Source organism: Pseudomonas sp. Irchel 3F6 (genome assembly GCF_900187595.1).
Classification (GTDB): Bacteria; Pseudomonadota; Gammaproteobacteria; order Pseudomonadales; family Pseudomonadaceae; genus Aquipseudomonas; species Aquipseudomonas siliginis.
Genome location: NZ_FYDP01000006.1, coordinates 277,316 through 300,443, shown reverse-complemented (window position 1 = coordinate 300,443; position 23,128 = coordinate 277,316). Strand labels below are relative to the sequence as shown.

Annotated in this window: 23 protein-coding genes and 1 pseudogene; 15 read left to right on the top strand and 9 right to left on the bottom strand. The window is 53.8% G+C overall.

The window, feature by feature from the left end:
- Positions 1 to 6: 6 nt before the first annotated feature.
- On the top strand, positions 7 to 336 hold the full coding sequence (locus CKW30_RS20760; RefSeq protein ID WP_177327026.1) for a GlpM family protein: 330 nt from the start codon (positions 7 to 9) through the stop codon (positions 334 to 336).
- A gap of 18 nt (positions 337 to 354) precedes the next feature.
- On the opposite strand, the gene CKW30_RS20755 is transcribed toward CKW30_RS20760, so the two are convergent.
- The 3 genes from CKW30_RS20755 to CKW30_RS20745 form a co-directional block, all read right to left on the bottom strand.
- Complete coding sequence (locus CKW30_RS20755; protein WP_095181778.1) at positions 355 to 1,263, bottom strand: hypothetical protein; 909 nt, start codon at positions 1,261 to 1,263, stop codon at positions 355 to 357.
- Positions 1,260 to 1,955 (bottom strand): hypothetical protein, encoded by a 696-nt coding sequence (locus tag CKW30_RS20750; RefSeq protein ID WP_095181777.1) that lies wholly within the window; start codon positions 1,953 to 1,955, stop codon positions 1,260 to 1,262. The genes CKW30_RS20755 and CKW30_RS20750 overlap by 4 nt, the downstream gene beginning before the upstream one ends.
- Positions 1,956 to 2,062: 107 nt before the next feature.
- The gene (locus CKW30_RS20745; RefSeq protein ID WP_056790057.1) at positions 2,063 to 3,097 is read right to left on the bottom strand and encodes an alpha/beta fold hydrolase; all 1,035 of its coding nucleotides are present in this window, start codon (positions 3,095 to 3,097) and stop codon (positions 2,063 to 2,065) included.
- Between the two features lie 217 nt (positions 3,098 to 3,314).
- Between CKW30_RS20745 and metR the strand changes: the two genes are divergently transcribed.
- Complete coding sequence (metR, locus tag CKW30_RS20740; protein WP_016773382.1) at positions 3,315 to 4,232, top strand: transcriptional regulator MetR; 918 nt, start codon at positions 3,315 to 3,317, stop codon at positions 4,230 to 4,232.
- 130 nt (positions 4,233 to 4,362) lie between these two features.
- Here metR and CKW30_RS20735 read toward each other — a convergent pair whose 3' ends face one another.
- The 3 genes from CKW30_RS20735 to CKW30_RS20725 are packed head-to-tail and all read right to left on the bottom strand — an operon-like array spanning position 4,363 to position 5,958.
- A complete protein-coding gene (locus tag CKW30_RS20735) occupies positions 4,363 to 4,860 on the bottom strand; it encodes a GNAT family N-acetyltransferase (RefSeq protein WP_056790061.1) in 498 nt (165 codons plus the stop codon).
- A 1-nt stretch (position 4,861) separates the two neighbouring features.
- Entirely contained in the window at positions 4,862 to 5,500 is a 639-nt protein-coding gene (locus CKW30_RS20730) for a LysE family translocator (protein WP_095181776.1), read from the bottom strand.
- Positions 5,501 to 5,523: 23 nt separating this feature from the next.
- Positions 5,524 to 5,958, bottom strand: coding sequence for an NUDIX domain-containing protein (locus CKW30_RS20725; protein WP_095181775.1), 435 nt, complete (start codon positions 5,956 to 5,958; stop codon positions 5,524 to 5,526).
- Between the two features lie 214 nt (positions 5,959 to 6,172).
- On the opposite strand from CKW30_RS20725, the gene CKW30_RS20720 reads away from it, so the two are divergent.
- The 11 genes and pseudogenes from CKW30_RS20720 to CKW30_RS20665 all read left to right on the top strand — a co-directional run bounded on the left by CKW30_RS20720 (position 6,173) and on the right by CKW30_RS20665 (position 18,583).
- Positions 6,173 to 6,643: a DUF4234 domain-containing protein gene (locus tag CKW30_RS20720; RefSeq protein WP_056790069.1), complete on the top strand. Its 471-nt coding sequence runs from the start codon at positions 6,173 to 6,175 to the stop codon at positions 6,641 to 6,643.
- Between the two features lie 275 nt (positions 6,644 to 6,918).
- Positions 6,919 to 7,659: pseudogene (locus tag CKW30_RS20715) on the top strand (glutamate synthase-related protein); the annotation flags it as partial.
- Positions 7,660 to 8,122: 463 nt separating this feature from the next.
- Complete coding sequence (locus CKW30_RS20710; protein WP_095181774.1) at positions 8,123 to 9,181, top strand: SMEK domain-containing protein; 1,059 nt, start codon at positions 8,123 to 8,125, stop codon at positions 9,179 to 9,181.
- 308 nt (positions 9,182 to 9,489) lie between these two features.
- Positions 9,490 to 10,302, top strand: a complete 813-nt coding sequence (locus CKW30_RS20705) for a hypothetical protein (RefSeq protein ID WP_095181773.1) — start codon at positions 9,490 to 9,492, stop codon at positions 10,300 to 10,302.
- A gap of 49 nt (positions 10,303 to 10,351) precedes the next feature.
- A complete protein-coding gene (locus tag CKW30_RS20700) occupies positions 10,352 to 11,407 on the top strand; it encodes a hypothetical protein (protein WP_095181772.1) in 1,056 nt (351 codons plus the stop codon).
- Between the two features lie 92 nt (positions 11,408 to 11,499).
- Positions 11,500 to 12,627, top strand: a complete 1,128-nt coding sequence (locus tag CKW30_RS20695; protein ID WP_095181771.1) for a ParA family protein — start codon at positions 11,500 to 11,502, stop codon at positions 12,625 to 12,627.
- 899 nt (positions 12,628 to 13,526) lie between these two features.
- Positions 13,527 to 13,706 (top strand): hypothetical protein, encoded by a 180-nt coding sequence (locus CKW30_RS20685; protein WP_095181769.1) that lies wholly within the window; start codon positions 13,527 to 13,529, stop codon positions 13,704 to 13,706.
- Positions 13,707 to 13,789: 83 nt separating this feature from the next.
- A complete protein-coding gene (locus tag CKW30_RS20680; RefSeq protein ID WP_095181768.1) occupies positions 13,790 to 14,356 on the top strand; it encodes a hypothetical protein in 567 nt (188 codons plus the stop codon).
- Positions 14,357 to 15,024: 668 nt separating this feature from the next.
- Positions 15,025 to 16,239: a hypothetical protein gene (locus CKW30_RS20675; protein WP_095181767.1), complete on the top strand. Its 1,215-nt coding sequence runs from the start codon at positions 15,025 to 15,027 to the stop codon at positions 16,237 to 16,239.
- Positions 16,236 to 16,727, top strand: coding sequence for a three component ABC system middle component (locus tag CKW30_RS20670; RefSeq protein WP_256584384.1), 492 nt, complete (start codon positions 16,236 to 16,238; stop codon positions 16,725 to 16,727). The genes CKW30_RS20675 and CKW30_RS20670 overlap by 4 nt, the downstream gene beginning before the upstream one ends.
- Positions 16,724 to 18,583: a DUF3732 domain-containing protein gene (locus CKW30_RS20665; RefSeq protein WP_095181766.1), complete on the top strand. Its 1,860-nt coding sequence runs from the start codon at positions 16,724 to 16,726 to the stop codon at positions 18,581 to 18,583. The genes CKW30_RS20670 and CKW30_RS20665 overlap by 4 nt, the downstream gene beginning before the upstream one ends.
- A gap of 677 nt (positions 18,584 to 19,260) precedes the next feature.
- Here the strand turns inward: CKW30_RS20665 and CKW30_RS27695 are convergent.
- The 3 genes from CKW30_RS27695 to CKW30_RS20650 form a co-directional block, all read right to left on the bottom strand.
- The gene (locus CKW30_RS27695) at positions 19,261 to 19,629 is read right to left on the bottom strand and encodes a DUF6527 family protein (RefSeq protein ID WP_371857563.1); all 369 of its coding nucleotides are present in this window, start codon (positions 19,627 to 19,629) and stop codon (positions 19,261 to 19,263) included.
- Between the two features lie 77 nt (positions 19,630 to 19,706).
- Entirely contained in the window at positions 19,707 to 20,894 is a 1,188-nt protein-coding gene (locus CKW30_RS20655; RefSeq protein ID WP_095181765.1) for a ThiF family adenylyltransferase, read from the bottom strand.
- Complete coding sequence (locus tag CKW30_RS20650) at positions 20,869 to 21,618, bottom strand: multiubiquitin domain-containing protein (RefSeq protein WP_095181764.1); 750 nt, start codon at positions 21,616 to 21,618, stop codon at positions 20,869 to 20,871. The genes CKW30_RS20655 and CKW30_RS20650 overlap by 26 nt, the downstream gene beginning before the upstream one ends.
- A gap of 128 nt (positions 21,619 to 21,746) precedes the next feature.
- On the opposite strand from CKW30_RS20650, the gene CKW30_RS20645 reads away from it, so the two are divergent.
- On the top strand, positions 21,747 to 22,148 hold the full coding sequence (locus CKW30_RS20645) for a helix-turn-helix domain-containing protein (RefSeq protein ID WP_371857562.1): 402 nt from the start codon (positions 21,747 to 21,749) through the stop codon (positions 22,146 to 22,148).
- A complete protein-coding gene (locus tag CKW30_RS20640; protein WP_095181763.1) occupies positions 22,148 to 23,068 on the top strand; it encodes an ImmA/IrrE family metallo-endopeptidase in 921 nt (306 codons plus the stop codon). The genes CKW30_RS20645 and CKW30_RS20640 overlap by 1 nt, the downstream gene beginning before the upstream one ends.
- The last annotated feature ends 60 nt before the right edge of the window (positions 23,069 to 23,128 follow it).

The window sequence follows — 23,128 nt, the reverse complement described above, 5'->3', positions numbered from 1 at the left end:
GATCTGATTCTCAAAGCCGCTATCGGCGCCGCAGTCGTGCTGATCCTCGCTGCGCTGTCGAAGACCAGAAACTACTACATCGCCGGTCTGGTGCCGCTGTTCCCGACCTTTGCCCTGATTGCGCACTACATCGTTGGCAAGGGCCGCTCGGTCGACGATCTGAAAACCACGATCGTGTTTGGGATGTGGTCGATCATTCCCTACTTTATCTATCTGGCGACGCTGTACGTGATGGTCGACCGCATGCGCCTGGAAGCGTCGCTGGCCGTGGCGGCGGTGGCGTGGCTGATGGCGGCGACGGTATTGGTGAGCGTGTGGGTCCGGCTGCATGCCTGAACCCACGTGCATCAGCCTCTAGCGACCGTAGACTCTGGCCAGTTGCGCGGACGACAGAGCATCCTCGAACGGCACTGGCACTGACTTCACCGCACCGTAGAGATTGCGGTAGCGCCAGTAGTTGCCGTTCTGCGCCAGTTGATAACCGCGCTCGACCACGCGCTGGCCGTCGAGCACGTAACGCAGGGTTTCCTGCGCGGCGGGCGGTGGCGTCGGTTGCATCAGATCGGCGCTCAACACGCGCATGGATTCGTCAATGCATTCATCCAGCACGGCGGTGACCTTGGCCAGGTCAAGGGCGCCGTCATCGATGCATTGCTTGCCGCAACGACGGATCGGCTGACTGGCCACTTCGATGCGCATGCGGTACAGCGGCGAGCCGGCGATATCCTGTAATTGCACCTGATTGACCAGCACGAAACTGCCGCGATCGGGCGTCAGCATCAGCTTCGGTTCGATCAGCAACCGTGCCGTGACCGCACCTGCCCCCTGCTTGAATCCAGAGACTTGCGACGCCGCCTGAAAACGCTGTTGCAAGCGCTCCTGCAACGGCACGCCGGCGAGCAGGTCGGCCAGCGGCCGCGATTCGTTCAGCGCGGCTTTTTCGGCATCGCGCTGTAACGTACCGGAACCCATTTGCGTGTTGATCAGGCTGGCCACCAGAATGCCCGCCAGCCCGGCGCCCGCGCCGGAGCTCGACACCAGCGTGTAACTGGAATTGGCCGCGTTCACTGCCGCCTTGCTGTCGATCACCGTGCTGGCGCCGACAAACTCCGCCGGCAGTTGCACGTCGACCTTCAGTCCGTGTGCCTGCAAATAGCTCATGGCGGCCTGATCCTTGAAACCGGCCTCGGGTGCCGGTTTCTGCGCACAGCCAGGCAACGCCAGCAGCGAGATCGCCGCGAGGGTCAGCGCCAGTCGTTTCATTGTGCGAACGGGGCGATCATTTGCTGACGGCTGTTATCCATCGCTTGATAAAACGCGTTGGACAGGTTGGTGTAAGACGGCTCGTCCCACTCACCTTGCGCGGCTTGCACAGCGGCGAATGGCTGGTACCACAAGAGTCTGTTGTCCGACAGATCGATCACCATGCCCTGGCCGCCGACCTGGGCCATCGGCACGCTGGTGGGCACGATGCTGTAGTAGCTGCGGGTGGCACCGGTGGCATAAATCGACACCAGCAACAGACGGTCGATGCCGTGGGCAGCTTTCATCGGCGACAGGTCCTTGGTCATGTAGCCCTCGCGGAAATCGACTTCCTTGAAGGTCTTCAGATCGACCTTTTCATCAATGCGCTTGGCCTTGTAGCCCTTGGCTTGCAGCTTGGCGACGATGGCGTCGGGCAGGGTTTCCAGATCGCGCACCTGCCAGGTCTCGACGTTGGCGCTGAGCTTGCTGTTGACGCCGGCGTTGATGGCGTAATCGAGGATGCCCTGATTGCCGGTCAGCGCCAGCACCGGCGACGGTACGACGGTAATGGCCACACCGATGGTCGGCTCTTTGGCATCCCAGAACTGTTTGTCCAGGGCCACGGGCGGTTGCACATGGGCGCAGCCGGTGAGAGTCAGTACGGCGAGCAGGGCCAGCGCGGCCCATTGACGTGTAGCGCGAAAAATCATGGATCAAGTCCCTATGTCTGAAAACGTTCCTGCGCCTTATCGGCAACAACGCGGCAAACAATAGTGGCACATTGATATTTTTTTGGCGACAGGATGCTGGCGCACTCTTACAGCAGATTGTTCGGCGCCGGCGGATCGACCCGAGCCCAATGCGAAGTGTCCTCGCGATGCGCCTGCAAATACGGCAGCACCGCCGCCAGCAACGGCTCCTTGAACGCCTCCTGAAAGCGATGCGCCAGTCCCGGAATCAGTTTCAACTGACTGCCCTGAATGTGCGCCGCCAGATGCACGCCGTGCATCACCGGCAGCAGCGGATCTGCCGTGCCGTGCACCACCAGGGTCGGTACGCGCAGCTGATTGAGCAATGCCACCCGGCTCGGTTCGGCAAGGATTGCCATGATCTGGCGCTTGACGCCTTCGGGGTTGAACGCGCGGTCGTAGGATGCCGCCGCCTGTTGCAGCAAGGCCTGTCGATCATCCGTCACCGCCGGGCTACCGAGTGCCGCGAGCAGATCGGCCTGTTGCTCCAGCGCTACCTCGCGGTTCGGCGCACCTCGGCGCGAGAGCAACTGCACGAGCGCCGCACTCGGTGCCGGCAGGCCTTCAGCGCCGGAAGTGGTCATGATCAGGGTCAGGCTTTCCACCCGCTGCGGCGCCATTGCCGCCATGTGCTGGGCGATCATCCCGCCCATGCTCGCGCCGAGCACGTGGAATTGCTCAACCTTCAGCGCCGTCATCAAACCCAACGCATCGTCGGCCATGTCGGTCAGGCTGTACGGTGCCGACACCGGTAAACCGAGCTTGTAACGCAGCACTTCGAAGGTCAGATTGGCCTCGATCGGCGCCTGCCGCCAGGTCGACAATCCGACGTCGCGGTTGTCATAGCGGATCACCCGGAAACCCTGCTGGCACAAAGCGACAACCACTTCATCCGGCCAGTGGATCAACTGCCCACCCAGGCCCATGACCAGCAACAGCGCCGGGTCCGATGCGCGGCCGATACTTTGATAGGCAAGACTGACCTGCGCCAGCTCGGCGTGCTCGGTCGGCACGTTGACATCACAGCGTCCGGCTGCAAACGAGCCGGCCCCGAACAAAAGCGCGGCCAACGCGGCCGCGACTGAAAAAACTCTCTTGAACATGAAAAACACCAAAACGCAGCACCCCAGTAGAGCGCGAGTCTGATGAAGTTCGTTCAAGCGCGCTGCCACAGTTGCATGACAGTTTGATGAAGAGTGCCGAGCGGTCGTCTGTCGAATGCATCGCCGGATCCTGGCCGGCAGATCGACAAAGCGTGCTTCATGAGACAAACTCACCTTCCCCGCATTCGTCACAAGTTTTCTTCATGGAGCCCCGCCGGTGCTTGAAATCCGACATCTGAAAACCCTGCACGCCCTGCGCGAAGCCGACAGCCTGGTGGATGCCGCTGATCGCCTGCATCTGACGCAATCCGCTCTATCGCATCAATTCAAAGAGCTGGAAGAGCGCATGGGCATGCAGTTGTTCGTGCGCAAGACCAAACCGGTGCGCTTCACCAGCGCCGGTTTGCGCCTGCTGCAACTGGCCGACGCCACCCTGCCGCTGTTGCGCGCCGCTGAACGGGACATCGGTCGGCTGGCCGGTGGCACCGCCGGGCGTCTGCACATGGCTATCGAATGTCACAGCTGCTTTCAATGGCTGATGCCGACCATCGACCAGTTCCGCGATGCCTGGCCGGAGGTCGAGCTGGACCTGGCTTCGGGTTTCGCTTTCGCCCCACTGCCGGCACTGGCGCGCGGCGATCTGGATCTGGTGGTGACCTCCGATCCGCTGGAAATTGCCGGCATCACTTACGTGCCGCTGTTCACTTACGAAGCCATGCTCGCGGTGGCCAATCAGCATGCGCTGGCGAGCAAGCCGTACATCGTTCCCGAAGATTTGTTGACGGAAACGCTGATCACCTACCCGGTCGAGCGTGATCGCCTGGACATCTTCACCCGCTTCCTCGAACCGGCCGACATCGAACCTGCGCAGGTGCGCACTTCAGAACTGACGGTGATGATGATGCAACTGGTCGCCAGCGGCCGTGGCGTCTGCGGGATGCCGCACTGGGCGCTGCATGAATACAGCTCGCGCGGCTATGTGAAGGGCAAACGGTTGGGTGAGAAAGGCTTGTTCGCGACGCTGTACGCGGCGATTCGCACGGACATGCTCGACGCGCCGTACATGCGCGATTTCCTGCTGACCGCCAAGGACACCTCGTTCTCGACCCTCGATGGGGTCAGTGCCGTACGCTGATTTTTCCGAGCAAGAGTTCCCCCTGTGGGAGCGAGCCTGCTCGCGAAAGCGGTGGATGATTCAGCGATGATGTCGGCTGGACGGACGCCTTCGCGAGCAGGCTCGCTCCCACAAGGATTGTCGTGGTGGGTCAGAGCTGGCACCACATGTGGATCTTGTCGAAGTAGTCTTCGCCCACCCGCACGGCGAGTGGCTCGAGGCCGAACTGAATGAAGCCGCAACGCTGATACAACTGAAAAGCCGCGTCATTACCGGCAGTCACGGTGAGCTGCAGCAATTTCAGCGCCGGATGCTTTTGCGCTTCGACCAGTGCCGCCTGCACCAGATCAAAGCCCAGCCCCTTGCGACGAAAATCCGCCGAGACATACATGCCGAACAGCGTGGCCTTGTGTCGTGCCTTCTCGCGCGGTTCAAAGGCCAGGCCGACAATCCCGGCCAACGTCCCGGCATCGAATGCCCCCAGCACCACATCGAGCTTGCTAATCAGGCGCCCTTCCCACCAACTCAATGGCATCACCGCGCGTTCGCGCACGCTGGAGGTGAACGCCTGCGGATGCCGGTCGTAGGCTTGCAGCATCAGTTCGCGGTAAGCCAGGGCATGGCTGGCGTCCAGCCGCTCGATCCACATGTCAGGCGGTCCGGCGTTGTTCGAGCATCAGCCGTACGGCGAGGCCACCGAGGACCATGCCCATGAAATAACGCTGCATCACCAGCCACGTCGGGTTGCGCACAAACCATGAGGCGATGCCTGCGGCGAACAGCGCGATCAACAGATTGACGCTGAAGCTGACGCTGATCTGCGTCACGCCGAGGACGATGCTTTGAGTGAACACCGAGCCGTGCTCAGGGCTGATGAATTGCGGGAACACCGACAGATAGAACACGGCGATTTTCGGGTTCAGGGCGCTGGTGAGAAAGCCCATGGTGATCAGCTTGCGCGACGAGTCCGGCGGCAATTGCTGCGCTTCGAACGGCGAACGCGCGCCGGGTTTCACTGCTTGCCAGGCCAGCCACAGCAGGTACAGCGCACCGGCCCATTTCAACACTTCATAAGCCATCGGCACGGCAAGAAACACTGCCGTCAAACCGACCGCCGCAGCGAACATATGCACGAAGAACCCGCCGACCACGCCGAGCAGCGACGTCACCCCCGCGCGGCGCCCCTGACAGATCGAACGCGAGATCAGATAGATCATGTTCGGCCCCGGCGTCAGCACCATCAGCAATGCGGCGGCGGCGAAGATCAGCAGGTCTTGCAGCGGGATCATGGCAACGTCCTTTGCGGGAATGATCAGGCGAGTGCAGTCAGTGAACGGCGATAAAACGGCAGGATGTGTTCGCGTGTCAATGGCGCCAGCTCGAGCGCCGGATCAGTGGCCGGATCGACCCATATGACTTCCTCGATTTCCGCCGCCGGACACACGTCAGTATCGATGGTCAATTGGAAAATCTCCGCGTGCACGATGAAGCCCGGCTCGTTGGCGGCGGGGGCGGAAAAACTGTTGAGGAAAATCGCCTGCGCCGGGTCGATCTGCAACCCGAGTTCTTCTTCCAGCTCACGGGCCAATGCGTGTACTGGCAACTCGTGGGCTTCGATCTTGCCACCCGGTTGCATGAAGGCCGTGGTGCCGCGCTTGCGCACCAGCAGGGTCTGGCCTTGGGCGTTGAGCAACAGGGCGGCGGCGATATGGATGATGCAGGGCGAAACGGCGGATGTCGGCGTCATGAGTCGAAAAATGCCTTGTGCGAAAAGATCGCAGGATCCCACGCCCGACGCGCCTGCGTCATCAGAAGATCCCTACAAGGAGCATCCGTGATCAGCCTGACTCTGACGACAAGTCCGCCCAAAGGCTCGGAAATTTCCCACTCGCGAATTTGGTAGCGTTATTCATCGCTGCCCGGCAGCCATTCGCTACATCGCCTAAGAGGGAAAACGCTGCATGTCTGACATTTCAACGCTCAAGGAAAAGAACAATCTCAAGACGCTCCATTTCATTCTCCTGACCGTAGTCACCATGGGGCTCTACTCGGTTGTATGGCTGCACAAAACAACAACCGTGGTTGAGGAGGTCACTCAAATCAAGACACTGAGCCAGACCGGTCTGGTCGTTTATCTGGCGCTCTGTGGTATCGGAGGGATCTTTTTCACCGTATCTGATCCGCGGTTCATAGCCACGGGGTATGCGATGACGGTCATTGCCCAGCTCATCGCCATTGCTTGGTGCTTTCGAGTTCGCAGAGCCTTGCGCGCCTACACACTGACCAAACACAACTTCGAACCGCGAATGAACCGCTTGTATTCAGTCCTGTTCACCTTCTATCACATCAATTACTGCATCAACGATATGGCCAGGGCCAAGCACAAACATGACCAGAAACGGCAAACGCCTCAGGAATCGGTCGCGGCATAAACAAAAAGGCAATCGTCGATTTCGCGTGCAAGTTCGCTTCCACCTTTCACTGCAATTCCTTGTGCGAGCGTGCTCGCGAAGGCGTTCGTCAATGCCACAAGTTTGCCCACCAGTATTGCTGCATGGCTGCTTCTCGCGTTCAACAGCCAAGTCAACTGGCATCGTAAGCGAGACGGCTCCGATGTAGGCGAGGAGAGGGAAATCTGCCTGTTCACGGTTCCGTCGTTGGCGCAATATGCCTGCCAGCCACAAACAATCCGAACCAAGGAAACCGTATGAGCCTGTCGCTGCTGAGCCGCTACGCCTTCTTTGCCGTCTGCGTGATGTTCACCCTCGCCAGCCTGCCCTTTCTCGAACATGACTGGCTGTGGCCGATCACCGCCGCCACCGCTGTGCTGAGCCTGCTCGGCGTGTTCGACCTGTTGCAGACGCGCCATGCAGTGCGCCGCAATTATCCGATTCTGGGCAACATCCGTTATCTGGTCGAAGGCATCCGCCCGGAGATTCGCCAGTACCTGCTCGAGTCCGACAGCGATGCCCTGCCCTTCTCCCGCGCGCAGCGTTCGCTGGTGTACTCGCGAGCGAAAAACGAAACTGCCGACAAACCGTTCGGCACGCTGATCGACGTCTACCAGTCCGGCTTCGAATTCATCGGCCATTCGATGCGCCCGGCGCCGTTGAGTGACCCGAACGGTTTCCGCGTCATTGTCGGCGGTCCGCAGTGCACGCAGCCGTACTCGGCATCGATCTTTAATATCTCGGCAATGAGCTTCGGCTCGCTCAGTGCCAACGCCATCCGCGCCTTGAACCAGGGCGCCAAACTCGGCAACTTCGCCCACGACACAGGCGAAGGCAGCATCAGCCCGTATCACCGCGAACACGGTGGTGATCTGACTTGGGAACTGGGCAGCGGCTACTTCGGCTGCCGCACCAGCGACGGCCGTTTCGACCCTGAGCGCTTCGCCGTGCAGGCGCAGAATCCGCAAGTGCGCATGATCGAAATCAAGATATCTCAAAAGTTATGATGTCAATACGTTGATCTAAATTATTTGCTTCCCCCCTCCTCAACCGCCCCCGAAATCCTTGCCTTCCTCGCTCCTCCAGCCTTCCCCAAAAGCCCATCCAAGATCAACACCTCAAAACCACCTCCGAAAAACTGTTGTCCTACCCTCAATCGCTCAATCCTCGATCAGAAAACAACACAGCGCTGCGTTTTCCCCCAAGTCGACAGAAAACAGCGAGCACCGAATCGAGCTTGGGCTTTCCAAAATCGAGGGAAAAAAGCCTTGTTCGCCACCTCCTGCGATTCCGGATGCGGTGGAAATTGAGGGCCAAAGAGTCCGTAAAGCGTTTTGAAAATTTCAATCCGAACATGCGCTACACACTGCACGCTGCCGACCGGTTTTTTTGCACAACGGCTAGTTCCACCCATGTAAACAATTTAGGATCAACGCTACCAATGGAATGAGGACACAGGTAATGATCAGTAGCGGTTATATGATCGGGCAAATCATCGACGAATTTTCAGCACTGGGCGAACAGGCAAAAATTAGAAACCACTTAGGATTTTCTGATCTTTCCGTTTACAGTGAAAACTTTTTCAAAGACATCATAAACATTGCAGAAGGTTACAAACTCGTTCATGCCAATCAGAAGCGCGCAAACGAGCCGGGGATCGACCTTATCGATAAAAAGAACAGAATAGCAATCCAAGTCACAACAACAAACACCAGCGAAAAAGTAAAACACACGTTACAGCAAATAAATGAAAACCATCTCAAAAAATATGAAAAATACCGGATCCTCATTATTGGCGAAAAACAAAAAAAGTACGCTGCAGTCAATACCGCATTAAGAAACCGTAAAGCCAGCAAAATACACCCGGATTTAAATTTCGATCCAGAAAACCACATAATCGACTTAACCGATTTAGCGAGAAAAATAGTCGGACTGGATTTGAAAGCCTTACAAACCTTACACAATTACATTCAAGAACAGGTGGCCAGGGTAAAGATCGAGTTTGAAGTCCCGAACAAGAAGGGAAACTACAAAACTAGCGGATTCAAATTATGGGAACAGCTCCCTACTCCAAAGCCTGCAACTGGGAGAAATTTTGCCAGGTGGAATTTAAGCCCCAAAGCTCCCTCTGATGACGAAATAGAAGAAGCCAAAGTAGCGATTGATGAACTTACTAATCGACTTCGCAGGCTACCGAGAATTACTCGTGAGTTTTTTGCAGTGCTTTTTGAACGCTCCGAACAAGTAAACGGACGCTTCAGAGAGCATCGAAGCTTACTCCTTCCAACCGTGGAAAAAACATACCCTAAAGCACAATCCGAACTGGATCTGCTGCTCGCCGAGAATCTTATTGACATAGACCGTAGCGACTTAGGTCATGGCCCAAATTTACCACCCGAGATAGGCCTTCGAATGGGATTGGGATATAGCGATCTGGAGATGGGGTTCTACGATTTCATTAAAGCGAAAAAACTCTCTATTCGAAAAGTAATTGTGGAGCTGGACTTTTCCAAATTCTAATCTGGCCGAACACGTAGATTCCAATACCTCCGACTTCGTGTGACAGCCACGGCGCAGTGAAAAACCTCGAAACAATATGGCCTGCCTGCTAGCCAGAAAACCTGGAAAGCAGGCCCTGGCCTGCGAACTCACGCGCCCTGAAAATGATACGTTTCGACATAAACCACCGTAGAAGCAAACAAAAAAGAAACACAGAAACACAAACACACACAACCCAAGCGGCCAGCGCGCCGACGCCACCGTCCGGGCATTGGACTTAGCCGTTGTCACTTGCGAGCGTCTGATCTCGATTTCTCAGGGCCCAGAATATGTACCGTAAGAACCATACGAAACACGAAGCGCCTCATGACACGACTGACGAGCACGGCAAAAAAATCAGGAACCCCAACAAAATTACCGTGGATCAGCATGTCACCGCGCGCAAGCACCTTGCGGAGTGGGCAGGTAGCGGCGGTCGTATTTCCATCATTGACATAGAGACCGGAAAGTCCATTCAGCCCCGCCCAGACGACGCATTTGTCGTGTCGCGCTTGTGGGATCAGCCCATGGAGGCGGGGACGGTCAAATCGACCGAGGACAAATATCAGGAGGAAATCGCTGCGTTTCGAGCGAGCAACAAAATCTCCCGCCATCAACTGATCACCGAGTATTTCGTGATGCTGGGTGCACGCGCCTGCTGCGCAGCCATGCCCCGTCCTGATCACAAGTCCACCATGCACTCCCCTAATCTAACGCCCACCAAGGAGGAGCTTGAGCTCGACGAGCTAGCCCAAGTCAATGACTCGGTTCGCTTCATTCGAGGCTTTAATGGACAAAGCAACTCAAGGTTAGTGGTCTCAATGACCATGAACAGCATTTTCCTGAGATACAGGACTGACCTGAAAGATCGTCAATGGATTCCATTTGAGTCGCTGGGTGAAAAGTTTATCCTCCCGGATTCGCTGTGGTTTCTCCTTCAACATGACTTTCTCCTTCTACCGGTCAGCCCTGACATGATCCTCATCGAGAGCAGGATTTATGAACAGCTCAGCGATAGAGGGCTACTGAACGCCGAAGCACTGAATACGTTTTTGAAGCAGAGCGTGCGCCAGCATTTTGTGGAAGCACCAAAAGAACCCTGAAACGAATTTAAAAGCTCCAAAAATACGGAACCCCAACGAGGAGACAAGGATGCTTTTGGCCAACTTCCCAGAACGCAAGTATCCGTTGCTTGCCATTTGCCCATTCCGTACATACGGCATACAAGAACGCTGGGTGATGAAAGCCTTCCGGCTTTACCCAAGTGGCGTAACGCGATGGAGACCCCACTTGATCGAACCTGTGGACGGTCGATTGAGAGCAGACATTTACACCTCACTCGAAGAGGCTGCCCGCGAGGCCGAACGGTTCAATGCGAGCATGCCAGAGCGGTTCGATGCCATTGATCTACCCGCTGCCGACAGAGAGTCACTGCTGCTCAAAACCGACAAGGAAGTCACCGCTCTGCTTCGTAGATCCAGGGAAGAGCAACTGATGCTCACAGAGGGCATTCGACGGCATGAGAGCGATCCTCGGCCTCTGTTGGACGATGTGAAAATTGCAGGTTTTCCAGGGAAAGATATTCAAGCAAGTCTACATGCCGTACTAAAGGAAACACCCTACGTCGGCCTGGTAAGCCTCCCTCGATACAACATTGCATTTGTCAAAAAAGACGACGGTACGTGGAGGCAAGTTGCATCCAACAAAAAGACCCTTCTGCTGTGCTTCAGAGAAAAGATTGCTAAAGCGTTTGATCTTTCGGCCACCGATCACTGGGGCCGAACGAAGGCTGCCATACGTTCGATCTTGCTACCCCGGGCGAACCAGTTGCTGCAGTTGGCGAGTATCCAGAAGATCCTGCGCGACGCCGAGGCCAGAGGACTGAGAGTCGTGGTGATCGGTGAATTTGTGCTGTGGTATGAAGGCGGCTCAGCCCAGTGGGTCGTCAAAGTGAGCGGGGGTGAGTCCTCATCGGAGGGTGGCAACACTGTCTGGTACAAAGGCACCATCCTTTCGAAAAATCACGGTCGTATCGTGGTTCTTCCCTATATCAAAGAAAACGGTGAGCGTGTACAAGGCCACACCAAAAATGGCCCTAACGATGGACGCGCCCTCCCCCGGCACCCAGATGACTACGTCGCGCTACCTTTCGAGGTGCTGGAGGGTGACTTGATGATCGGGTTGTTTGGGGAGTTGCCTTACGAGTAGGCGTGCCGCAAGGGGGGCTCAATGAGCATAGTTTTTTCGTTTGTTGGTATTGGCTAGTCTTCTTCCACCCACAGGAAGGTTGGACAAGAGCAATGAACGATGAACTGCGCGCATTACTGAAGAAGCTCCGCAAGTCGGCCAAGATCAGCGTTGCACTGGCTGCGAAGCGTGCCTTTGTCAAAGAGCGCACCTGGCGTTCCTGGGAGACCTTGGGTGGCCGGAAATTCGACCGTCACCCCTCCGAGGGCGCGCTATGGAGTTTTTTCCAGCGTTCTTGTATCGAAATGCCACCGGAGTTCAAGAAGTATTTCAGCGACAAACCACTGAGCCGTGTGCTTTCCATTTCGACCTTCAAGGGCGGCGTAGGCAAGTCGCCGATCACCATCAGCGTGGCGGCACGGCTGGTGGAGCAACACTTCAAAGTCGCTGTTGTGACTGACGATGCTGTGTTTCGGGGGATGTCCAGAGACGGCAAGGGGCCGGCCTCAGGAACACTGGTGAGCAAGATCGACTTCTATGACGAACGCGACCTGAAAGCTTCGCCGGCAGAACTCAAGAAAAAGAAAAAAGAGATCCGTGACAATGTCACGAGCCTGCCCAAGGAGGAGCAAGAGTTCGGCGCATTCATCTACGGTCACCTCATCGAAACGATAGAGCGCAAGAAACTCGCCACGGAGAATCTCAGCGACCTGATCCGCCGATACGACTATGTCTTTCTCGACATCAACGTAAACACCGAGCTGATCAGGAGACACGCGGACGTGGTCGCCATTGTCCTCGACAGCGATTGCTATTACTCAATTGAAAGTGGCGAAGCGTTCATCGCTGCCTTGAGAGCAATCAAGTGCCGCAAGGCTGCACCCTCCTATTTCGGGTTGGTGACCAACTGCGACGTCGGCGGGGTCAGCAGTGAACTGGAGGAGTTCGTCGGCGACCTGCCCAACCTGGCTGATGAGATCCTTGATCAGCTTAGGCAGGCCAAGCGTACGGAGCACCTACGCCGCGAGCATATTTACGGGATGATCCGAGAATTGGATTTTCCGATACTTTCAACTGAGATGACGACCTCATATAAAGTGGCGATTGAACGTTACAACGAAGGACGGGAGTTTTTGGCTGGCTACTGCTATTTCCATTCTCTTGCGGACGTCGCTCCGAATTCGCATGCAGCAGGCGAAATTCGGCGACTGACAGAGGAGCTAATCAGCAGTCGAATGTAAAAACCCTAAACGCGCTTTGCTACTTGACCGCGCTCTCGATGCATAACTCTCATATTGCTCATTTTAAAAAACACCATCCATGTAATCGCTTCGCGATGGTTTCTTACTGGCCTTGCGAAGAACACCGCTTGGTGCCTTATCGGCGATGCTGAGCGAAACGTCGCCAAGCAGTTGGACTACGATGTCATTCACAACTTTTGGCCAGACACTTTGTTTTGCGAGGTTGGCTGGGATGAAGAGGTGAAGCGCTGGTTCGCTTCCCTCCCGCTGTCACTCAATCTTTCGGCTGAGCTCAAGATTGCGTCATTCGTGGGGCAGCCCTCACGGGGGGCACTTGTATTCGCTGAATAAGTGAGCCCTCGTTAATATTGGTTGTATTCTGTCTGAGAGTCTCTTTCCCAAACTGCAGCCTCACGAAACGCGCTGTAAAAGACACACAGCCAAGTGTGCATACGCAGCCACCGGTCACCTGATGGGTAGCCACGACCGGTACCCAAGCGTTCTGGTCGCCCACAGACTCTGACCGCATGCATTGCACGCCTTCACCTGGATCGATCTGGCGAGGTTTCAAACACCGACCCGCTACCGTGTTCCTACGTTTTCTGACAACACTGGAAAAAAATCATCGCGAGCCATCGATTCGGTACCTACTAGAATCTGAATACAGATCAAATCCAAAGGGTTAACGGCCAATGTTTCGGATGACGGTGACTTGCTCAGCCAGCAGAGTCGTGCGGCGTCGCCCGTCTGATTACCATTGCTGTTGATTTTTTGCTACCGAACAGGCATATCTGATCCTAGGCTGCCTGCAACAGCGCCTGCGGCAAGAGGACGAAGCCAGAACAGCCTGTGCTCAGTCTGGCGTTCTGATGTATACTGGCATAGCTAAAGGAGGACTTATGACTGGTTTACTCAAAGCATTACGTTCGAACACCAAAGCCGACTTCACGTCCAAAGTCTTGGATCGTTACAGCTCGAAAAAGGCTGTGAGTACCTTTGCGCGTAACCTTTTCCGCTCCGAGGATGCTGCCTCCATCAACGAGCGCTTCGCCAAAGCCAAGCGTAACGTTTCGGCATAGTGGGCAGCCAAGGGCAAACGAGCATTGCGCCGCCCTCACCCTCTTCAGAGGATTCGACTTCGAATCACGAAGCTGAATACAACATGGTTTACCAGAAACTGGTGACTGACGAGAACGATATCGTCGGCCAGTTGGCGTACTGCCTCTACAAGCAAAGCAAGCAAAAATATCTCCAGGAATTCTTACGACTGAACCACAGACGGCCCAGTGATTCAGAGCTTCGTATCCACGTGAACTGCGCCGAAATACCTGCCCTTGATGATTACAGGGAAAAGGCGACTCAGGTGGTGGCTGAGGTATTGGCACAAGCCGCTCAGGAAAAACAGGAAGAGCTCGAAAAACACTTCAAAGATCAGCTGTGGGAATTCATCAACAGACACCAACCTGAGACCCTACCCGAACGCGGTTGGCGCTGGCTCAAAGGCCTGCTGTACGGTGGTGCTGGTGGCGTTGTCGGCAACTTCCTGACCACCGTCCTAGTCCTGCTCTTCCTCTTCGGCGCCGCCTCAAGCTCTACGCGAGACGAGTTCACCAAGAGTGCGAAGGAAAGCTTCGTTTCGGGGATCGCTCAAGTGGTCGGTGTCGGAGAGTCTTTCAGTGCCAAAGACGATTCTAAGTCGCCTACTACTCCCACAGCGCAGCCACAATGATGGGCAACCCCAGACAGCAGGGTTGCTCAAGCTGTCGATGAACAGGCTCGCCTCAAAGCCTCCTTTGTAGGGATATACAGTTGACCCAAGTTTTCCACGCATCGCCCAGATTCTGAAATTCTCTTACGCAGTCACCACTCATGAGTCGCGGCTTTTGCCGTTGGCTCATCGTCCGGCGTCGACTGCTCTTTAGAGTGATACAGCAGTTCATGAATGATGTGATGCACCAGGCTCCCAGCTCACGTACTTGATACGAAGCGGATCAAAAGACGTGACGCCGCTGACGCCAAAACATCTGTTAGACCTCGACAACATTAGGGTTGCAGGGTACGCCACGTGCGAGAACCACTCGATGCCGCTGTTGAAGCCTCCTGCTCAAGTCCTGCCGGTCAACTCGAATACGCACTTCAAAGAGAGCAGGCTTCATGACTAGCTCTGCAATTCAGCGCTCAATCCTGCGTTAAGTATTTGTAGAGACAGACAGAGCAAGCATTGCGTTAAAGAATCGTGTCGCACTTGAAATTACAACTGTATGCATATACAGAATCATGTCCGTAGTGGCAAAACAGTTGCACGCACAGCGAGTGTATGGCTTCATAGCGGGCCAATAGCGCAAGGATGCGGTTTCTCTAACCAGCAATATACCTTGTGCCAACAGGGTGAGAGTCATGGTTACTGGAAAAACATTCATGGAGGAGACTACTGCTCCCGGTACAGGCGCAGCCTTCGACTATCAGTTTTACTATTTTCTATATCGTTTACTGAACATGAAGAAAGGTCAATCAATTGGCCTTGAGATAAGAGATGACGTCCATAGTGAACTGGATAATGACGTCCAGTTGCTCTTCCAAGTCAAACATACTATTCAAACAAAAGCAGATGGTGATCCCATCGCACTCGCTGAGCTCGACGCCGACCTCTGGAAAACCCTTTACAACTGGGCGAGAGTCATCACTGATGCAAAGGCAGGTCGCAGCGAAATGTCAGCGCAACTGGCTTTCATTCAAAAAACAGAATTTCATTTAGTTTCCAACAAAAGCGTAAGCAAACGGAATAAATTTTCTAACCTAATAGTTGCTTACACAGATTATTCTTCCCCAGAAAATCTTCAAGCCGTCATCAACCGTGCATCAGATTTATATCTTTCGACGGATGACGAAAAAATTGAAGGTTACATAAATTTCGTACTTACACTCGACGAAATTGTTTTTAGAGAGTTTTTCAAGCGTATTTTCTTTGAGCTTGAAGAAATCGAAATCATCCAGCAGATAAAAGATACCCTTGAAGAAAAATTCGTTCTCCCCGAAGACATTGACAATGTCTACGGCCGTCTTTGCACGCTGATTCGAGATGACAACTACATTTCAATCATTTCTGGAACACTGACTACCATTAGTTTTGCGGATTTCAGAACTCGGTATAGACGTGTCATTTCAGAATCATCCAAGAAGAGACTTACCCTTCACAAATTCAAGGTACCGTTACCAGAGGACATGCTGGGACAACGCTTTATCAAGCAGCTTGTGGCGATTGACGACATTTGCGAAACCGACATTGAGGACATTACAAAGATGTCCACCCACAAGGTACGGATGGCCCGCAATCTCGAACTTTGGGTACAGGGTGGGGAGGTGGTCTCAGATGAGGTTACCGCCCTGCACGACGAAGTGACTTTGCGATGGAGCAATAAGCATCGCAAAGCTTTTAAGAAGTGCGCCGATGACGATATAAACGACAGAGCACAAGAAATTGTTGACGACATGCGGGAACAGTTATTCCGACTCGGTGACGACATGCTGAGTACTGAGCAATCAAACGGAGAACTCTACATCCTCTCGGACGACGCCATCGGCTGGCACCGTGACTGGGAGAGTATTTTATGAGTATTGAAGTCGTAAATCCCCCGCCCTCCACACCACATGCGCAACAACACGCCTGGAGTGGTTATAACAATGCTGGCATTGCCGCCGTAGCGATAGGGTGCGTGCTCAACCATATCCAAGAGCTGACTTTGTCCAAAGCGCTGCTGATTATGCCAATCATAATGCATAGTGAAACGACGAAGTTTCTAGCTAGCGAGAAAACACGGTCGAGAGCAATCGCATCGCTTGTCGCTCTGCGTCCTGATTTTGTTCAAAACTTTAATCGCCGCTTTCATGCCAGTCTAGTCCACTCAATAAATGCGATCCAAGTGCTGCACGAACTGGACTACATGACGTTTGATTCTTGCCTGACGCAAAACATTAAATTTGAATGCACCAGCGAGTTTGGCAAGCGTGCCCTACTGATCGAGAAAGCCTCATCTGAAATTGCCAAGCTTTTGCAAACTTCGGAAGAAGAGCTTTACCTAAATCTCAGGATTGAATTGTGAAATTTGGAATTGACACCATCCGTCTTTGGTCACATAGCGGCGAAACGCGTGACGTGAACTTCGAACGAGGTCGTATCAACGTACTTACCGGTCGAAGCAACCGAGGAAAAACATCTCTTCTTCACATCATCGATTATTGCCTTCTTTCGAGCAGTCACAAAATCCCTCACGATGTCATCAACGATACCGTTGCGTGGTACGGCATCAAGTTTTATATCGGCGATAAGGAGTTAGTGATTGCCCGGCACAGTCCCCATGCTCAGGCTGTGTCAGACCAGCTTTACTTCTCCAGCGTAGGGCAGTTTCCAGACCAGCCGTTTAGTAATTCGACCAGCGATGACATCAAGGTGATTCTGCAAAATGAATTTGATCTGGACAGCAGTGTCATTCTCTACGGAGGCAGAGGGGTACGCTATGGCACCCAGGTCTCTTTCCGCTACTTTTTGCTATACAACACCATCTCAGAAGACATCATCACAAACACAGCGGCTTACTTCGATCACCAGCAGGAAGACAGATATCGAGTAGCCTTACCCCGCGTCCTAGATCTTGGACTAGGAATCGATAGCTTGGAGAACATCGCGTTGCGTGAGCGTCGCGATGACACTAGGCGAATGATTGAGAAGCTCGAAAAAAAGAAACAGGTCATCGGTAGCGGCCGGCACCTGTTTGAGAGCGAAGCGCGCAAGTTAGCAGCTACAGCCGCCGAGTACGGGCTGATTGAGAAAGTGCCCAACGTGGTGACAATCGACTTCCTGAAAGGAATTGTGAAGGACGTACCAACTCCGGAGGCTTCGGGGGAAGACGCAAAGCGATTATCCAACGCCCGCTCGAAGCTGTTTGAACTCAACCGTCGTATGCGACGTTTACGCGAGTTCTCTGATGAGCACAAGCAATACAAGGCCGCCCTCAACGTCACGCGTGACAGTCTAAAACCACTGGACACACTACTTGCACAATCCTCTCAGCTTCTTAAAACGGACGTCTTCGACGACCTGATTGACAGTCTGAACGCTGACCTCAGAGCACTGAAAATTGCGACGTCTAACCGCCAACCTGTGGATACCCAGGTATCGGCCATGATGGAGCAATTACAGGAGCAAAAAGAGGAACAATTAAGGATTATTGAATCCTTACCGAAAGCTCAAAAGTCGTTTGAAGACACCATTCAATTGGTGAAGTTTGTCACTCGAATAGAAACGAAGCTGGAGACTTACAGTGCTGTTTCCACAGACAGCCCAGAAGATTACGATGCTCAAATCAGCAAGCTGACTCAACAGCTGAATGCGATGGAGGTCGTCGACGTCGCCAGCGTTCGTGACGGTACGATTGGTCTCATCAATGATGTCTCGCTTGCTTTGCTCAGCGAAGCAGCAGCTGCTATGGACAACTATGCGAGCTACCTGACGTCATTCAACTACGACGCGAAGAAATTGCAGCTCAGAAGGCCTCACTCCTCATTTATTGAAAACGTAGGTAGCAGCTCCAACCACATGTTCCTTCATTTGTTCATGTTCCTTGCACTGCATGAGGTCGCAATCACCAAGGGCGGAAAATTCGTTCCAAGCTTCCTTTTCATAGATCAGCCGAGCCGTCCGTACTACGGCGAGGAAAAGATCATGGACGAAGTCCACCTCAAAAACTCGGATCAGGCAAAAGTTAGCCAGGCATTTGAGCTATTGGGCAGCTTCGTCACCCGAATGAAGAAGAACCATGACGCGGAGTTCCAGATGATTGTTCTGGAACACGTCCCGGTGGAGCTGTTTCAAGACATCCCCAACGTGAGGGTTCTCCCAGAGTTCCGGGGTAAAAATGCGTTGATCCCATCGCATTGGCGAGCGGCCGAAAGACATTAAAAAAACGTTAGGTTTTGAAGATAAAATTTAACGCTCTTAAGCATATCGACTCACTCAAAGAGCTCGGTTTTCCGACCAAAAACCGGGCACCTTCATAGTCACGGTCGCTACGGCCACTCCGCCCGAATTAATGACGAGAGGTTTGACTGGCGTAGAAGCCCTTCACCTCTCCCACGTCATTTTCATGGCGATGTTCCGTACAGAGGACTCACCGAGGAGATAACCTTCACGTCAGGATCCGTGATGGGTGAGAGGAATTTGCCGATTCCCAATATCCGTACAGTCCCCACCGTACCGTCCTGGTTAAAAATTACTGCAGGGCGATGATATCCCACTTCGAACAACGCCCTCACCCCAGACTTCGGCCACTCCCAATCGACAGTCATGGGAAACGCTGAACTAACGGTGTGAAGAACGATTGGAACGATCCCTTTTACGAGTTTGCCGGGAAACGCTCTGAGAAGCTCCATATCTGGAATCTCTCAAGCACTGCGTCCAACCAAGCATTGAATGCGCTGAAAGACCACAACGAGACTCGGCCTGTCACCCGACAGTTGAAGAAATTCGAAGCCAAGCTTGAGCGCCGAAAATCTCCGATGTGATCGACGCCACTGCGTTGTGCACACCATTCTAAAGTGCCGCCGAGCAGCGTCTTTTTTTATGATGGGCGATACCATTCACAATTTGATTCGACTCCTGATCCATCCCCACAACCCCGAAGTCGCAATGGGGCTTTGAGGTTGTGTGGTTGCTGGCTCTCTTCCCTTCGTCTCAGGCAGAGCTTTCGCTCCATAAAATCGTTCTTTGGCCGAGCTAGAAAGCGCTCTCCCCCTTTCAATCTGCTCAGACGACATCTCCCCGGCCCACCGAACACTTCCTCCACGAATGAAGTAATGTGCCCTGCAGGGAAAATTCCAGTTACCAATGGACGGACTCAATGTCACCGCCCCGTTGAAGCTCAACACCCAATCCGTCGGTGACAAGGGCGTAACCACTTCCTTGCGGCACCCGCACGCACACAAATGCGCTACAGTGCGATATGGCATGGAAATATAGAGGACACCCTCTTCCAGCTTGTCTGGAACGAACTCGACGAACTCATTGCGGAAATGGTCGATTTTCATCACCGAGTCTCAGAGTTCGTGATTTTGTTGGTGGCCGTGTTAAAGGACGCATTTAGGCCTCCACCGTCCTCATAGTAAAAGCCACATAGCTGTTTGAATTTAATGACCGCGAGCGTCGCGTTCAGCGCATTCAGCTCTACCACCTGAACGTTGGAAGCATAAAGGTTCTCCTTCTGCGCATCGCCCATTGGTACCCGAGAAAACACGTGATCGCGTGCGTCCGGTGTACTAGCAGTGACTCGTAAGGAACCCCACAAGGAACCTTCGTCTGTCGCCTGAACATCCATACCAGCATCAATCAGGCAGACATTTGAATCTCCCAGACGATCATAGATCAAACGCCTGACAGGCCCTTTGTCCACACAGACAAATACGTAATCGAATCCCCTCAGGTCATCGATGTTTGACTCGGATACCTTCTGATTGTGGGCTACGACACCCTTATGCATGGCCGAATAGGTTTCTTGGTAAAAGTCGACCTTGCTCATATGCCGATCAAGTGTTTCGCGCCTGATCGCCCCGGGAGAACGGTACGCATTGTGCTGCTGAAGCTCGTCATCATCGTACAGATGGATCTCCCGCACCGGCGTTTTCGCGATGCAATCCAGTACATATGCGCCCGTGCCTCCAAGTCCGATAATAGCTATACGCAGAAGACTCAACTTCCCAGTCAACGCGCCGATCCCTGCACGCGCCGAGGCGGTATCTTCGTAAACGAATACGGAGTCCGGATCGACAGGATCGACCGTTTTGAAGGTGCAAGGGGTCTCCCCGCCCCCTTGGCTGCGCACCTCGTACCAGATGACTCGAAGATAGCTCCAGACCTTCTCATAAAAGTTCTCGAACCCGGTAGGGTCTCTCGGTTTGTTCGAGAATGAGTAATTGGCAACAATTCCGTCCGCCAATGCCATTGGCCCTTTTGAATGCTCGATAGCAGTAATCGGCCCGCCGCTCAGTTTATGTGGAAAGCCGCCAATGAAATGCATGACATGGTCAGAAGGCTTTGCAGTCATTTCTGGGCTGGCCAATGTCAAAGGGCAACAAAGCGCTCCAAACTCCACCACACCTTCGGCATTCAAGTAAGGCACCGAGTGAACCAGGAGATGACCAGATCTCACTTCAACTTCCAGCCCTTCATTGCGCAGGCGGAGAAGATCAGGACTACGACTTATCACTGACTGCGACATAAAAGGTCATCCCCTCTTTGACTTTTACATGTTGACCTTCAACCAAAGAGCCTTCCGGATTTGCATGGGGGCCCCGGTCATAATCAATGGTGTAAACAGTGCCCGGAGTAGGCTGAGCACCAGGAAAAGCCAGTTCAACCACGTCCCAGTAAGACAGCCGACGTCGATGCACTTCCTTCGGCCTGGCGTTCACAATGATGGTCGCGCTGAAACGCTTGGTGAGGAAGCGTTCTACGCCAGGCTTTTCGAGATCAGAAAACTCCTTGTTCCCGATCAACTCATCCTTACCGCCGACGACGATTTCCCATACGTCGAAATCGCTCAGATCGACCCCTGCCAGGGTCTTCAAAGCTGCACCGGAGATAAAGCGGGCTCCCCAATCTAATGCCCGGTCATCCAGATTGATGCGGTAGGTTTTATCACTGCGAAAAACAAGAAATCGCTCAGCCCCCGAGCTTCTGATATCCGTTGTTTCCTCCGGGTTAATTTCTTCGAGGCGGCCATCGGCCAGGACTTGAAATAGGAGATGTTCAACGGGTTGACGGACACCCGCCGCAGACAAAATCTGTGCGCCCGTCACCACAGGGTCAGCGATGACAACCGGAGTGAATTGGAAATTTTCGTTTCCAATCAAAATGCCGTAGGGCCCGTGCTCCGGAGGGCGACCCCCCTTCGCGATTACAGCTGCCAGATCCACAACTTCGTCACCAAAATGCGAAACCATGTCCTGCTCCTCGTCCCCCTTAAAGGACTTTTAGACCGTGTACCGCTAGGCTAGACAAGCGTGCTTGATAAATCAAGCACACTTCGAAAAATTATTGTCTTGCCGACGTCACGAGCTAAACTGCCCCCATGATCAAGCCAGCTCCAGTCTGGCAAATGCCCCGCCACAGAAAACAAGAGGACATCGTGAAACCTACACTTGCACAGTATTTGGCTTCGATCCGCCAGGATAGAAAGCTGTCACTTAGGCGAGTTGAGGAGCTCAGTGGAAAGGAAGTGTCGAACGCTTACCTAAGTCAGTTGGAGACCGGAAAGGTCAACCAACCGAGCCCGAGTGTCCTTCATACACTCGCGGGGATTTACGAGATTGAGTACATCAGGCTGATGGAGCTCGCGGGCTACCTTCCAGAATCGAGAGAGTCAGCAGATAGGCATGGCAGGATTGCCACTTTTGCTGAGCATCACCTTACTCAAGAAGAAGAAGGTGAACTGTTGGAGTATCTTCAATTCATGAGGGGACGAAAACGCTGATGGCCAAACCCGACGACAGTAGCCTTGAACACCACGAACTGCTGGCCGTCGAAGCCAAAGCGATCGCTCTTCTTCACAAAGCCGATGCATGGGACAGATTTCCCACCCCAGTCGACGACATACTCGAAGCTGCCAAGCTACGCGTCGCCCCCTCCGGAATGCGCGACGCTGCCAATTTTTTAGCCTATGTGGCTCAGAAAACAGCGGCAGCGGGGAAGCTACTCAAATCCGCGCTATCGAAGGTCTTAGGCTTGTACGATGCCAATGAGCACATCATTCATATCGATGAAAGCGTCGTCGCATCCAAGCAAACTTTTCTGAAGCTTCATGAGACCGGCCATCATGAAATACCAGCACACCGTGACACCTTCAAAATATTTCAAGACTGCGACCTGACGCTCTCCCCTACCATTGCCGATCTTTTTGAACGCGAAGCAAACAACTTCGCTCGCTATGCGCTTTTCCAGGGAGACACATATAAAAACAAAGCCGCTGATATGGCTTGTGTGATCAAAACCCCAATGGCACTGGCGAAATATTTTGGCGCATCGGTTTACGCCTCGTCGCGCGAGTACGTGAGAACACACCATCGCGCCTGTGTGCTCTACGCGCTTGAGCCGCTCATACAGCTTCCCACCGGAGGCTCAGTGGCCCCTGTTCGCCGGATTGAAGCCTCTCAAGCATTCAAGCAACAATTCGGCGTTCCCAATGATCCGTTCATCGACTTCACCCACCGGCTGGGGAGACTCGTTCCACCACCTGGTCGTCGAATGACAGCTGCCTCCGTTGTGTTGTTGCGCGACTTGAATGGCGTAGAGCACGAATGCATTGGCGAGGCATTCAATAGCACCTTCAACATCTTTTTACTCGTATTCCCAACGAAGGCGCTGACTGCAACGTCCATTGTTATGCCTCCATAGCCCGCATAGAAAATCAGCGTTGACCGCAGGCGACAAGGGCACTTACCTCAGCTTCTGGCG

Bases quoted from the DNA above. Each gene is read 5' to 3' on its own strand.
- CKW30_RS20755 (WP_095181778.1), bottom strand. From the start codon at position 1,263: ATGAAACGACTGGCGCTGACCCTCGCGGCGATCTCGCTGCTGGCGTTG.
- CKW30_RS20750 (WP_095181777.1), bottom strand. From the start codon at position 1,955: ATGATTTTTCGCGCTACACGTCAATGGGCCGCGCTGGCCCTGCTCGCC.
- CKW30_RS20745 (WP_056790057.1), bottom strand. From the start codon at position 3,097: ATGTTCAAGAGAGTTTTTTCAGTCGCGGCCGCGTTGGCCGCGCTTTTG.
- CKW30_RS20735 (WP_056790061.1), bottom strand. From the start codon at position 4,860: ATGTGGATCGAGCGGCTGGACGCCAGCCATGCCCTGGCTTACCGCGAA.
- CKW30_RS20730 (WP_095181776.1), bottom strand. From the start codon at position 5,500: ATGATCCCGCTGCAAGACCTGCTGATCTTCGCCGCCGCCGCATTGCTG.
- CKW30_RS20725 (WP_095181775.1), bottom strand. From the start codon at position 5,958: ATGACGCCGACATCCGCCGTTTCGCCCTGCATCATCCATATCGCCGCC.
- CKW30_RS20720 (WP_056790069.1), top strand. From the start codon at position 6,173: ATGTCTGACATTTCAACGCTCAAGGAAAAGAACAATCTCAAGACGCTC.
- CKW30_RS20710 (WP_095181774.1), top strand. From the start codon at position 8,123: ATGATCAGTAGCGGTTATATGATCGGGCAAATCATCGACGAATTTTCA.
- CKW30_RS20705 (WP_095181773.1), top strand. From the start codon at position 9,490: ATGTACCGTAAGAACCATACGAAACACGAAGCGCCTCATGACACGACT.
- CKW30_RS20700 (WP_095181772.1), top strand. From the start codon at position 10,352: ATGCTTTTGGCCAACTTCCCAGAACGCAAGTATCCGTTGCTTGCCATT.
- CKW30_RS20695 (WP_095181771.1), top strand. From the start codon at position 11,500: ATGAACGATGAACTGCGCGCATTACTGAAGAAGCTCCGCAAGTCGGCC.
- CKW30_RS20685 (WP_095181769.1), top strand. From the start codon at position 13,527: ATGACTGGTTTACTCAAAGCATTACGTTCGAACACCAAAGCCGACTTC.
- CKW30_RS20680 (WP_095181768.1), top strand. From the start codon at position 13,790: ATGGTTTACCAGAAACTGGTGACTGACGAGAACGATATCGTCGGCCAG.
- CKW30_RS20675 (WP_095181767.1), top strand. From the start codon at position 15,025: ATGGTTACTGGAAAAACATTCATGGAGGAGACTACTGCTCCCGGTACA.
- CKW30_RS20670 (WP_256584384.1), top strand. From the start codon at position 16,236: ATGAGTATTGAAGTCGTAAATCCCCCGCCCTCCACACCACATGCGCAA.
- CKW30_RS27695 (WP_371857563.1), bottom strand. From the start codon at position 19,629: ATGCCATATCGCACTGTAGCGCATTTGTGTGCGTGCGGGTGCCGCAAG.
- CKW30_RS20655 (WP_095181765.1), bottom strand. From the start codon at position 20,894: ATGTCGCAGTCAGTGATAAGTCGTAGTCCTGATCTTCTCCGCCTGCGC.
- CKW30_RS20650 (WP_095181764.1), bottom strand. From the start codon at position 21,618: ATGGTTTCGCATTTTGGTGACGAAGTTGTGGATCTGGCAGCTGTAATC.
- CKW30_RS20645 (WP_371857562.1), top strand. From the start codon at position 21,747: ATGATCAAGCCAGCTCCAGTCTGGCAAATGCCCCGCCACAGAAAACAA.
- CKW30_RS20640 (WP_095181763.1), top strand. From the start codon at position 22,148: ATGGCCAAACCCGACGACAGTAGCCTTGAACACCACGAACTGCTGGCC.